We start from the raw sequence: 13,119 nt of genomic DNA, 5'->3' as shown, positions 1-13,119 counted from the left end.
CCGGGACCGCGCGCCGGGGTGGCCGACAAGCGACGTACACACGGCGCACGGACGACGGGCGACGCGCGACGGGCCACGGGCGACGCGCGACGGGCGACGGGCGGCCGTGTGCTGCGCGGCCGTGTGCTGGGTGGCCGTGTGCTGGGCGGCCGTGTGCTGGGCGACGGACGGCCGTGCGATGGGCGACGCCGGTGAGCGGGCTACTGGCCGGCGGGCCGCCAGCCGCGCAGCACCGTTTCGAACTGCTTGCGCGTGGTGGCCCAGTCCTTGACCGGCCCGGACATGTAAATGGCGTACTCGACGCCATCACGGGCGATGTACATCTCCTCGATGGCGCGACGCGGCCCGGGAAACGGCGTGTCCTTGGCCAGCGCCGTCCAGGTGTACTCCCACAGCGAACCCCTGCGGTCCCGGTACGTGTTGACCTTCATGGTGAGCCGCTCGTAGCCGACCAGCCGCCGCTCGAGCTGCTGGTCCAGGTCAACCTGGTGCAGGTACGGGTCGTCGAAGTCCGGAGAGTCGTCGATGGCGATGCGGATGAAGTGCTCACCGCCGTCGGGGGTGTAGTCGGTCTGGTTGGCGTCGAAGACCTGACGCTTCCACGTCCCGTCGGGAAGGGGGAGGCTGAATCCCGCGGGGTCGGTGCGGCGCACCCAGCCGTCAGGAAGGTTGCTGTCCGCGTTGCCCTTGGGGCCCTGTGCCGCGCTGGAACCGGAACTCGGCGTGGTGGACGCCTCGTTCCGCGCCCGCCGCTCGTCCCACTTCTGCAGGACGACCGCGGTGCTCCCGCCGATGAGGGCGGCCAGGGCCATGACGAGGACGAAGGTACGGCCGCGCCTGCGCTTGCCGCTCTCCGGCCGGGACTGGTGGGCGGTGGCCGACGGGGAGGCAGTGGCCACCGGGGGGTGGGACGCGTCGTGGTGACCTGGCACGGGGGTGCCGGCACCGTATGAGCTCGTTCCCGGGTGCGGGGCCGTTCCCGGGTGCGTGCCGGCGGGTGAGGAGGCTGTGTGGCCTGGGGCCATGTGGCCTGGGGCCATGTGGCCTGGGGCAATGTGCGCTGGAGCCGTGTGCCCGTTCGTCCCGGGGTGTGCCACCACATGCTGGTTTGGCACATCCTGAGTGGCCACATGCTCGAAGGTCGGCACATACGCCTGTGCCCCGCGGGGCCAACGCCCCTCCGCCGCCTCGGCGAGCATCTGCTCCGCCTCCGCCGCGCCGGGCCGCTCGGCGGGATCCTTGCGCAGCAGTGCGGTGATCACGGGCGCGAGTGGCCCCGCATGGGCCGGCTCGGCGGGCTCCTCGTCGACCACGGCCCGCATGGTGGTGAGCGGAGTGGTGCGCCGGAAGGGGGACTTGCCCTCCACCGCCGTGTACAGCGTGGCACCCAGGGCCCACAGGTCGGAGGCATGTCCTGGGTCCCGGCCACGGACGCGCTCGGGCGCGATGTAGTCGACGGAACCGACGATCTCCCCGGTCTTCGTGAGGGTCGTGTCGCCCTCCACCTGTGCGATCCCGAAGTCGGTGAGCAGTACCCGCCCGTCCTCGGCGAGCAGTACGTTCCCGGGCTTCACGTCGCGGTGCAGCACTCCGGCGTCGTGGGCGGCGCTGAGTGCGCGCAGCACCCACAGCCCGATCCGGGCCGCCTCCCGCGGTTCGACGCGCCCGCGGTCCTTGACGACGTCGGCGAGTGAGGCGCCCTCGACCAGCTCCATCACGATCCAGGGCCGGTTGTCGTGGTCGAGCACGTCGTGCACGGTGACGACGGCCGAGTGGTTGATGCGCGCGGCCGCCCGCGCCTCGGCGTCGGTCCGCGCGAAGAGCCTGGCCCGCTCACTGTCCGTGACGTACAGAGCCGCCGTCAGCTCCTTGACCGCGACAGCCCGGTGCAGCACCTCGTCACGCGCACGCCACACGCGGCCCATGCCGCCGCTGCCGATCGAGTCGACGAGCCGGTAGCGGCCCGCGAGGAGCAGGCCCTGCATCTGATTCACGTTGCCCCGCAATGGTCTTGACAACATCAGAGTAGAGAGCGGCTCCCGCGCAGGGAACGGGCGGCGCGGCACAGAGACCTCACTGTGACGGTTCTCGCTTGCCGTGACGGAAGGGAACCGTTCCACGAACAATTCCGTCGCACCCGGCCCCTCACGCCCGGTCCGTCACCCCGTCGGCCACCCTGTCCGTGACCCCCGCCGGTCGCCCCCCCGTCGGCCACCCCGTCCGTGACCCCCGCCGGTCGCCCTCCGCCGGTCACCTCAGTCGGTCACCCGGTACGTCGCCGACGCCTGCTCGTACAGCCGGGTCACCTCGTCGCGTTCGGCCTCCGGGCCGCGCAACTGCACGACGTGGTACCGGCCGCCCACGAGGATCGCGAGGTTCCGTACGAAGATCTCGCGTCCCGTGGAGTCCTGCCAGGTGAACTGCCCCTCGGCCATGCGCCGTCCGCCGACCTCGATGAGCCGCATCCCGCTGGAGGTCGCCCAGGTCGAGTCGCGGAACGGCTGGAGCTCGGGCTCGTCCTCCCGCTGGTACGCCAGCGGATCGCTGCCGTACCTGCTCGCGCTGTCGCGGCCGGGGACGACGATGAGCTCGAAGCTGCCCTGTGCGTACACGACCTGACCGCGCCCGTTCTTGGCGGTGCGGTCCCAGCCGTTGGCGACGGCGACCTGGAAGCCCTCGGGGTCCTTGCGCAGGGTGAATCCCTGGGCGACGTCCGGGGCGTTGCTCTGTTCCTTGTCGGAGCCGGACGACTCGGATGGGCTCTTGTCGTCACCGGGCGAGGTCTGGTCGGGCCGTGGCTCGCTGCTGACCTCGGGAGCGGGACCGACGTCCTCGGCCGCACCCGTCCGGCCGGCGTCGGGGCTGCCGGCCGAGCTGGTGCCGCCGCTCGAATCGGCCTTCGGCATGAACACCATGGCGTACGCGATCGCCGCGGCCAGCGCGAGCAGTATCACCAGGAGCAGGTTCCGTCCGAGCCTGCGCGGCCGGGGTGGCCGGTCCTGCCGGGCGCGACGGTGGCGGGCGCTGGTGGCGGGGAGGCCCGCGCGGCGCCTGCGGACGAGCTCGCCCCGGCGCCGTACGATCGGCAGCCGGCTCGGGTCAGCCGGTGGTACCGCTATCACGTGCGCACCGGCCTCCGGCTCCGGCGCCGACCGCACGAGCGAGCGCAGCCAGCCGCGCAGCTCCTCGAAGTCCAGCCGCTCGGTGGGGTCCTGACGCAACAACGACTCGACGACCGGCCGCAGCGGTCCGCACTCCTCCGCGAACGCGGGCGGTTCCGAGCACACCATCTGCACCAGCTCGGCGGTGTTCTCCTCCGGGTAGGGCGCGTGCCCCTGCACGGCCCGGAACAGCAGCGCCCCGAGCGCCCACAGGTCGGTCGACGGCCCGATCGGCGCCGCCAACTGCCAGTTCTCGTGCACCGGTCCGGCCTGCTCCGGCGCCCAGCGCTCGGTGACGGGCCCGACGACCGCCATCCGCGCCTGCCGGGCACGCTCGGCGGCCAGCGCGGTGGCGGGCCCGCGCCGGGGAGCACCCGTGGGGGCCGCCTGGTCCCACCGGCCGGTGGGTGCGGCCGGGGCCGCGTCCGCGTGCGGGGCGCTCCCGGATGCGGTCAGGCCGCCGCCCGTCCCGTACGGGGTGAGTGCGCTGTCACCGTACGGAGGGCCGGCGGGCGTGCTCTTCCGGAAGGGGTCGGCACCGTACGGACCGCTGGTGGGGACGCCGTGCCCCTGTGCCCCCTGTCCGCCGTTCCGCGTGCCGTGCGCGTCGTGCTCGCCGCTCCGGGCGTCGGTGTCGCCGCCCGGGAGGGCCGGACGTCCCTGGCCGGTGCCGTCGGCCACGGGAGCGCCGCCGCGGGGCCGCGCTCCGTGCCAGGTGTCCGGCCGTGCCACACCGTACGGGTCGGCGATCTGGCCGGGGGGTGTGTACGGCGCGCCCTGGCCGGCGGCCGGGGTCGTCTCGCCGTGAGGGGGCGCCGGTCGCTGCGCGGGCAGCCCCGCGTCCCGGCCGCCCCGCTGCTCCTCGTGCACGCGCGCCGCGGCCCGGGCACCGGCACGGTAGGCCGCGATCGCCCCGGCCCGGGCCGCCCGGACGTCGCCCCCGGCGTCGATCGCGCGCTGTCCGCCGGACGGGTCCGGGTCCGTGACCGGCCCGGCGCCGCCGGCCGCCCGCGCCTCGATGGCGGCGCGCCGCGCGGCCTCGGGATCGGCACCGCCCGCTCCGGGCAGCCGGCCCTGGGGCCCTGTGAGCCGGTCGGCACGCGAACCACCGGACTCCACGCCGGCGCGCGCCCCGTCCGGCCCACCGGTCGTCCCCGGTCGGCCACCGCCGTACGGGCCACCGCGCCCGCCACGGCCGGACGCATCAGGAGCCCCGGTGACACCCGAAGGGCCCGAAGCCCCCACAGGGCCATACGCTCCTCTGCGACCCCCGGTGCCGACCGGGCCGCCGGTGCCGACCGGGCCGCCCGTACGCCCAGGGCCGAACGCACCCTGGGGCCCGCCGCCCCCGGGCACCCCCGGTCCGCCGTGCGCCCGCGGTCCCCCGGTCGGGCCCTCGCCCTCGATTTCGCGCACCGGCACGGGGTCGTACCCGCACAGCGCCTCCTCGGCCGCTCCGGCCGCAAGCCCCGTGAGCACCACGCGCCCGTCGTCGCAGACGAGGACGGTCCGCGCGGTGATGTTCCGGTGCACCCAGCCGTGGGCGTGCAGTGCGCGCAGGGCGGTGAGGACATCGGCGGCGACCTCGGCCGCCCGGTACGGCGTCAGTGGCTTCTCGGCGAGCAGCGCGGCCAGCGGCCGGGCGCCCACCAGCTCACTCACTATCCACAGTGACCCGCTCTCGGCGAACACGTCGAAGACCTGGTCGAGCCGGGGATGGTCGGGGATCTGCGCGGCGGCCTGCGCGGCCTCGATCGCCCGGCGCACGGCGGGGTCCGTGGGCCGGCGCGTCGTCCTCGCCGCGGCCGGGCCCGCCCCGCCGTCACGGGCGACGTACCCCTCCGGCAGCCCGTCCGCGTCGAGCACCTCCGCCTCGACGACCTCGGGCAACGGCACCTGCCGTATGAGGACTTCCTGCCCACTGTAGGTGTCGAACGCCCGGGTCTCGGCCAGTTCGTACTCGTCCGACGGCGGCAGCGGCAGGCGGTAGCGGTCGGCGAGTACCCGTCCCGCATAGTCGTCCACGATGCCTCCCCCGGCCACCCGGTCGGTCAAATCCGTTCGCCTCGCGTCCCGTTCCGTAACCGATGGGTACGGTCCGCGACAACCACTCACGATACGTGCCCGAGGCAACCCGTATTGGGGGGATGCGAGATCTCAGCCCTCACAAGCCCTACACGGGTCCCAGTACCCCCTCAGGACCTGGTCCGATCCTCACGAGGGCGCCCACCGGCCTCCTCGGGGCTTCGCCCGACGCCCAGGAACCGCCCTCGGGCCTCGGCCCCACGGGGCCCCCGCAGCCCTTAGGCCCACCCTCAGGACTTCGGCCGGAACGTTTTCGTGAAGGTCCGCCACGTGTCCTTGCGCAGATCGCTGCTCCACTCGGACGCCTTGGCGGTGTACATCAGCGCGTACCCCTGCTGCGAGTTCACGACGAACCCCCGGTCGATCGACCGGTACTTCGTACCGCCGTCCGTGTAGGTGAACTCCCAGTCGGCCGTCTTCCAGTCACGGTAGTCCACCTCCTCTATCCGGATCCGCTGGTACTGCGAGCGCGTCATGTAGCGCTCCTGGTTCTTCCAGTCCGCCACGGGGTCGTTCTTGGGCGTACTCGTCCAGGCGACCAGCAACTTCTGCCCGTCGGGCCCGGAGAAACGGGCACCCGCCGCATCCGTCGACTGGTACTTCCACCCCTTCGGGAGCCCGATCCTGAAGCCCTGCGATCCCTTGTAGGTCGTCTCCACGGCGCTGTCCGAACCCGACGTGTCCCCGCCGCTCCCGGAACCGCTCGACCCGCCCGAACCGCTCTCCGTACCCGCCTCACCGCTCGCCGACGCGTCCGTCCCCGAGGCCGCCTCCGTCTTCTCGTTCTCCGTACTGGCAGCCGAGTCCTCGTCCTTGCCTCTGCTCGGCGTCGCCTTGCCGGCCGCGGCCGACTTGGTGTCGCCGCTCCTGGAGCCCGACGCGCTGTCGTCGCCGCCGAAGGACAGCGCGAGCACGGTGCCGAGCACGGCCAGCACCACGACCACCGCGACGATGACGAGCGTCCGCCGGGGTACGACATCGGTGATCGGCGCGCGGGGCACGGGCCGCGGCGGCAGGTCCGGCGGCGTCATCTCCGGCCACCCGGAAGTCCGGCCACCGCTCACCGTGCCGACCGCCTTCGTAGCGGCGACGTCCCCTTCTCCGGTGCGCCCGGCAGAGGCCTTGCCACCGGACGCGTCGCCCCCGGACCCACCGCTCTGCCCGGACGGCGCACCGGACTTGCCGGAGGACTTGTCGACGGTCTTGTCGGGAGATCTCTCGGACACGGCCGTACCGGCGGTCGTCCCCTTACCCGCCCCGGAACCGGAACTCGCCCCGGCCCCCGCCGCGGAAACGGGTCCCGCGCCGCTCGTGGATCCGGCGGAGGAACCGGGCCGAGAGCCACCCTTGGAACCAGAACCAGAACCAGAACCAGAATCCGAACCGGAACCCAAGCCCGAGCCGGAGCCCCCGCCGGACGAAGACGCCCCGGAGCCGCTCTCCTCGCCCGCTCTGCCGCGCGCACCCGCCGCGGCCGTACCAGCCACGGCCCCCGACGCCGCCTTCCGCACGGAACGCAGCGCCCCGCGCCACCGCTCCGCACCCTCGCCCTGCCTGGCGCCGGATCCGGAACCGCCGGAAGTCCCCTTGCCCGAGCGCTCCTCCGGCACCGGCGGCAACGCCACGACTCGCGTCGCGTCCAGCGGCTCCGGCTCCGCCTCCTTGGGCTCGGGCGCGTGGATGACGTCGTTGAGCAACGCCCGTGCGCCCGCGTCGTCGAGCCGCTGCTGGGGGTCCTTGGCGAGCAGCCCGAAGATCACGTCCTTCAGCGGTCCCGCGCTCTTCGGCTCCGGGACCGGCTCGGTCATCACGGCGGTCAGCGTCGCGATGGCCGAGCCCTTGTCGTACGGCGGCACGCCCTCGACCGACGCGTACAGCAGACCGCCGAGGGACCACAGGTCCGCCGCGGGGCCGGGCTTGTGACCGCGCGCCCGCTCCGGCGAGATGTACGAAGGGGCGCCCACGAGCATGCCGGTCGAGGTGATGGACGGGTCGCCCTCGACCTGTGCGATGCCGAAGTCGGTGAGGACGACCCTGCCGTCCTCCTTGGAGATCAGCACGTTCGACGGCTTCACGTCACGGTGCAGGATGCCCTGCCGGTGGGCGGCGCGCAGCACGTCGAGGATCGCGAGGCCCACCTCGGCGGCGCGCTTCGGCTCCAGCAGCCCGTCCTCGCGGATGACTTCGGCGAGCGACTTGCCCTCGATGAGCTCCATCACGATCCACGGCCGGTCGTCCTCGTCGACCACGTCGAAGACCGTCACCGCGCCGTTGCTGCGGATCCTGGCGATCGCCTTGGCCTCGCGCAACGTGCGCGTGATGAGCCGCCGCTTCTCGTCCTCGTCGATGCTCGACGGGAACCGCAACTCCTTCACGGCGACCGTCCGGCCCAGCGTCTCGTCCTTGGCCCGCCACACCGTGCCCATGCCGCCGCGGCCGAGGACCCCTCCCAGCCGATAACGCCCGGCGAGGAGACGTCCGCTCTCGTCCCGACGGGATGCCCCGCCCCGCTCCGCCTCCGACATGCGTCCCCTCATGCAACCCGCCCTGACAGAGCCTCCATTGTCCCTCACCCGACAACCACCCCACGCCCAGGGTGTCCCTTGCCCGCCCGAAGCCCCGGCCCGGCGGGCCCCGGACCGTGAACGCCCCACGAACCCCGCCCCGGGAAACGCGCGCGCCACGACCCCGGCCCGCGCCCGCACAGGCTCGTCCCTCATGATGTGCTGCGACGAGGGAGGTCCGTGATGGCAGCGCGGAGGGCACTACTGGCTCTCCCTGTGTGCCTGGCCGTGCTCGGGCCGGTCCCGTCCGCGTCACCGGCCCATGCCAACCCGCCCTCGGACAACGTCCTTCCGCTCCTGGTCGCCCAAGGCCGAGCTCCCGCCGCGGCCCTCCTCGCCCAGGAGGAGTCGGGCACCCGCTTCGCCCACGCCGAGTCCACGGTCACCCCCCACGCCTCGGTCACCACCGACGCCGGCCCTCACCCAAAGACCCGCGCCCGAGGCGGCACCAGCAGAGGCCGCGGCAGCAGCACAAACACAAGCACAGTCACCCCCGTTCAGCCCATCCGCCGCACCGATCACTTCCGCGCCGGCAGCATCACCAAGACCTTCATCGCCACGGTCGTGCTGCAACTGGAAGCCGAGCACCGGCTGTTGCTGTCGGACACCGTCGAGGACCATCTGCCGCAGCTGATGCGGGACGCGGGCAACGACGGCCGTGCCGTCACCCTGCGCTCCCTGCTCACCCACACCAGCGGTCTCGCCGACTTCACCGCGGACACCGGGGGAACCGTCCCCGTGACCCCACGTCAGGCCGTACGTATCGCGCTCACCCACCCTCCGGCCGCCCCCGGCCACTTCTCGTACTCCAACACCAACTACGTCCTGCTGGGCATGGTCATCCAGCAGGTCACCGGCCACTCGTACGCCACCGAGGCCGAGCGCCGCGTCATCACTCCCCTCCGTCTGACGGGCACGTCCTTCCCCGGCGCCCGCTCCTCGCTGCCGGACCCGCACGGGCACGCGTACAGCGCCGACGGCTCCGACGTCACCGACCTCGACCCGCGCGTGGCCGGAGCGGCGGGCGAGCTGGTCAGCACGCTCACCGACCTGAACCGCTTCTACGCGGCCCTGTTGCGCGGCGACCTGCTTCCGCCCCGGCAACTGCGCGAGATGCTCGACACCCGTGCCGCACAGGGCGAGTACGGCATGGGCGTCTACCCGGTGAAGCTCCCGTGCGGCACCACGGTGTGGGGGCACAACGGGCGCATCTCCGGCAGCTACGTGCGCACCGCTGCCACCGTCGACGGCCGTCGCGTCCTCACCTTCCGCGTGAACACGGACACGGTGGCAGACCCCGGCCTCGAACCCGCACTGCTCACCGCCGAGTTCTGCCCCCGCACCTCGTAGAACGGCCGGGTTCCGAGCAAAGATCCCAGCTCACGACACTCGTTCGAGTGATATCGACGGACCTCTCCCCGACGGGTTCCGCGCCCTACAACGGCACGATGTCCGGCGCACCCAACCGCGCCGCGTCCGCCGTCAGGTCGTCGGGCTGGCGCTGCGACTCCCGCTCGGCCTCCACCCGCTTCTGATAGTGCTCGACCTCGCGCTCGATCTGGTCCTCGTCCCAGCCGAGCACCGGAGCCATCAGCTCCGCGGCCTCCCGCGCACTGCGCGTACCGCGGTCGAACGTCTCGATCGAGATCCGTGTCCGCCGGGTGAGCACGTCGTCCAGGTGCCGCGCCCCCTCGTGCGAGGCCGCGTACACGACCTCGGCCCGCAGATAGTCGTCGGCCGCGTTCAGGGGCTCCCCCAGCGAGGGGTCGGCCGCGATGAGGTCGAGCAGTTCCTCGGTCAGGGCGCCGTACCGGTTCAGCAGGTGCTCCACGCGCACCACATGGAGCCCGACCCGGGCCGCTATGCGCGCCCGCGCGTTCCACAGCGCCCGGTAGCCCTCGGCTCCGATCAGCGGCACCTCCTCGGTCACGCACTCGGCGACACGCTGGTCGAGGCCGTGCACCGCCGCGTCGACGGCGTCCTTCGCCATCACCCGGTACGTCGTGTACTTGCCGCCCGCGACGACCACGAGCCCCGGCACCGGGTGCGCCACGGTGTGTTCGCGCGACAGCTTGCTGGTGGCGTCCGACTCTCCGGCGAGCAGGGGCCGCAGGCCGGCGTACACGCCCTGGACGTCGTCCCGGGTGAGCGGCACCGCCAGCACCGAGTTCACGTGCTCCAGCAGGTAGTCGATGTCCGCGCTTGAGGCGGCGGGGTGGGCCTTGTCGAGGTCCCAGTCGGTGTCCGTGGTGCCGACGATCCAGTGCCGCCCCCAGGGGATCACGAACAGCACCGACTTCTCGGTCCGCAGGATCAGTCCGGTCGTGGAGTGGATCCGGTCCTTCGGCACGACCAGGTGGATGCCCTTGGAGGCCCGTACGTGGAACTGGCCCCGCTCGCCCACCATCGCCTGGGTGTCGTCGGTCCACACACCGGTGGCGTTCACGACCTGCTTGGCGCGGATCTCGTACTCCCCGCCGGCCTCGACGTCCTTCACCCGGGCTCCGACGACACGCTCGCCCTCACGCAGGAAGCCGGTCACGCGCGCCCGGTTGGCGGCCCGCGCGCCGTACGAGACAGCGGTGCGCACCAGGGTGGCCACGTAGCGGGCGTCGTCCATCTGGGCGTCGTAGTACTGGAGGGCCCCGACCAGGGCGTCCTTCCTCAAGCAGGGCGCGACGCGCAGGGCGTGGTGGCGGGTCAGGTGGCGGTGGACGGGCAGGCCCCGGCCGTGACCGCGCGCCATGGACATGCCGTCGTAGAGCGCGACGCCCGATCCCGCGTACAGCCGCTCCCAGCCCTTGTGCTGCAGCGGGTAGAGGAACGGCACCGGCTTCACCAGGTGGGGTGCCAGCCGCTCCAGCAGCAGTCCGCGCTCCTTCAGGGCCTCCCGTACGAGCGCGAAGTCGAGCATCTCCAGGTAGCGCAGGCCGCCGTGGATCAGCTTGCTGGACCTGCTGGAGGTGCCCGAAGCCCAGTCACGGGCCTCGACCAGTCCCGTGGACAGGCCGCGCGTCACCGCGTCGAGCGCCGTGCCCGCTCCGACCACGCCCGCGCCCACGACCAGCACGTCCAGCTCGCGCTCGGCCATTCCCGCCAGGGACTCGGCGCGCTGCACCGGCCCCAGTGTCGCTGTCCTCACCGCTGCCTCCCGCTGTTTGTCGCGCTGGTCTCACCTGCCCAGTAAGACCCGGCTCACATCCCCCATGCCCAGAATTCTGACCGTGCCGTCCCACTTCGGCCACCACCCGCCCACCGCCTGTGGACAACTCTCGGGGACGCGCGGTGAAAGAGAGCCACCCAATCCCACATAACGGTCATATTTACTCCTAGTCTGACATTGCGCTCGCCCATCCTGTCCACAGGGCTTGCGCGACTGTCCCGCTCCGGATATTGGGAAGGACGGCCCACGCCATGCCCGCAGATCTCGCCGTCATCGGACTTGGTCATCTCGGCCTGCCGCTGGCCCAGGCCGCCGTCGCCGCCGGCATCCCCACGATCGGGTACAGAACCACCCCCGACGCCGGCTCAGGGGCCGGCTCCCTCACCGCCGCCGAACTCCGCCGCATGCTCGCCCAGGGCTTCCGCCCCACCACGAGCCCCGCCGAACTCGGCCGCATCCGTACGGCGGTCATCTGCGCCCCGACCCCGCCCGGCGCCGACGGCACGCCCGACCTCACCCAGGTGACCGACGCCGCCCGCACCCTCGCCGCCCGGCTCCGCCCGCACACCACGGTGATCCTGGAGTCCCCCGTGCACCCGGGCACCACGGAGGAGTTCCTGCGCCCACTCCTCGAAGAGGGCTCCGGGCTGCGCGCGGGCCGCGACTTCCACCTCGCCTACTCCCCCGGCCGCGCCGACCCCGGCAACCGAGACTTCGGCCCCGGCAACACCCCCAAGGTCATCGGCGGCCTCACCCCCGCCTGCACGGAGTCGGCCGCCGCCTTCTACGGGCGCCTCACCGACAAGGTCGTCCGCGCGCGCGGCCCCCGCGAGGCGGAGACCGTGCAGCTCCTGGAGACGAGCTACCGGCACGTCAACATCGCCCTCGTCAACGAGATGGCCATCCTCTGCCACGACCTCGGCGTCGACCTGTGGGACGTCATCCGGTGCGCCGAGACCAAGCCGTTCGGCTTCCAGGCCTTCCGCCCGGGCCCCGGCGTCGGCGGCCACGGCGTCCCCCAGGACCTGGCCGGCCTCTCGCCCCGCTCCCTGCGCATGGTCGAGCAGGCCCAGCGGGTCAACGACCGCATGCCCCAGTACGTCGTCCAGCGCGCCGCCACGCTCCTCAACGAGCACGGCAAGTCGGCTCGCGGCGCCCGCGTCCTCCTCCTCGGCGTCACCTACAAGCCCGACGTCGCCGACCAACAGGGCACCCCCGCGCGCGAGGTCGCCCTGCGCCTGCTGGACCTCGGCGCCTCCGTCAGCTACCACGACCCGTACGTGGCGTCCTGGAACGTCCTCGACCGCCCGGTCCCGCGCGCCGACTCCCTCTACGAGGCCGCCGCCGACGCCGACCTGACGATCCTGCTCCAGCACCACCGGACGTACGACCTGCAGGGTCTGTCGGTGAAGGCACAGTTGCTGCTGGACACTCGGGGGGCCGCGCCCGCGGGGGCGGCGCATCGGTTGTGAAGGAGGGGCGCGTGGGCGGCTGGGGCTCTGGGGCTGGTGGCGCGCGGGGCGGAGCCGTCGCTAGCGTACGGGCAGGTGGAGTCCACCGCAGCGGGCTACTGCGGCAGGCTCCAGAACGGGTTCCGGGTATCCGCCCCTAGTCCTCGTAGGGACGGCCACTCTCCGTCCATGGATCCGCAAGATCCACCCTGCACTACGGTGCTGCCCGACAGCGGATCCGGTACCGTACGAAAAGGTGGAGCCCACCGCAGCGGTCACTGCAGCGGGCTCCTGGCCGGTTCACGGGTGTCCGCCCCTAGGTCTCATGGGGGCGGCCGCTCACCGTCCATAAATCCGCAAGATCCACCTCCTCCGGTACTTCACCATCCACAGACAGATCCGGTCCCAGCGGGTGGGCTTGCGGTGGCGGCCCATAGGCGCCCCCTTCCACGACGCCGCCCATTGACCCGGTGGACGGCACGTTGGACTGCGGGCCGGGCCCCGAGGGCCGGGGTCCGGAACCTTGTCCTTGGAAGGGGGCGTCCCAGAGAACCGGGGCGCCGGACATGGACACTACCGCCTCGATACGGCCGTCAGACGGGCATTCATCCCGAACGCAACCACGCGCCCCATACCGCAAATGCGCGCCCTACCAGCCCCTTTGGACACACAAAAGGACCCGGTCACCCACACGA

Annotated in this window: 6 protein-coding genes; 2 read left to right on the top strand and 4 right to left on the bottom strand. The window is 72.7% G+C overall.

The genetic code is table 11. The features are described 5' to 3' along the window. Window positions 1-200: 200 nt before the first annotated feature. The 3 genes from ACZ49J_RS21450 to ACZ49J_RS21440 form a co-directional block, all read right to left on the bottom strand. Window positions 201-1,985 (bottom strand): serine/threonine-protein kinase, encoded by a 1,785-nt coding sequence (locus ACZ49J_RS21450; protein ID WP_467450047.1) that lies wholly within the window; start codon window positions 1,983-1,985, stop codon window positions 201-203. A 270-nt stretch (window positions 1,986-2,255) separates the two neighbouring features. Further along, complete coding sequence (locus ACZ49J_RS21445; RefSeq protein ID WP_467450046.1) at window positions 2,256-5,186, bottom strand: protein kinase; 2,931 nt, start codon at window positions 5,184-5,186, stop codon at window positions 2,256-2,258. A 290-nt stretch (window positions 5,187-5,476) separates the two neighbouring features. Continuing rightward, complete coding sequence (locus tag ACZ49J_RS21440) at window positions 5,477-7,771, bottom strand: serine/threonine-protein kinase (RefSeq protein ID WP_467450045.1); 2,295 nt, start codon at window positions 7,769-7,771, stop codon at window positions 5,477-5,479. A 222-nt stretch (window positions 7,772-7,993) separates the two neighbouring features. Here ACZ49J_RS21440 and ACZ49J_RS21435 point away from each other — a divergent pair, with 222 nt between their 5' ends. Then, on the top strand, window positions 7,994-9,160 hold the full coding sequence (locus ACZ49J_RS21435; RefSeq protein ID WP_467450044.1) for a serine hydrolase domain-containing protein: 1,167 nt from the start codon (window positions 7,994-7,996) through the stop codon (window positions 9,158-9,160). Window positions 9,161-9,245: 85 nt separating this feature from the next. On the opposite strand, the gene ACZ49J_RS21430 is transcribed toward ACZ49J_RS21435, so the two are convergent. After that, entirely contained in the window at window positions 9,246-10,952 is a 1,707-nt protein-coding gene (locus tag ACZ49J_RS21430) for a glycerol-3-phosphate dehydrogenase/oxidase (protein WP_467450042.1), read from the bottom strand. Between the two features lie 272 nt (window positions 10,953-11,224). Between ACZ49J_RS21430 and ACZ49J_RS21425 the strand changes: the two genes are divergently transcribed. Beyond that, the gene (locus tag ACZ49J_RS21425; protein WP_467450040.1) at window positions 11,225-12,445 is read left to right on the top strand and encodes a nucleotide sugar dehydrogenase; all 1,221 of its coding nucleotides are present in this window, start codon (window positions 11,225-11,227) and stop codon (window positions 12,443-12,445) included. Window positions 12,446-13,119: the final 674 nt, after the last annotated feature.

Source organism: Streptomyces sp. NPDC030840, from assembly GCF_055572015.1.
The sequence above is the reverse complement of the archived record's forward strand: the minus strand, read 5'-3'. Positions and strand labels throughout refer to the sequence as shown.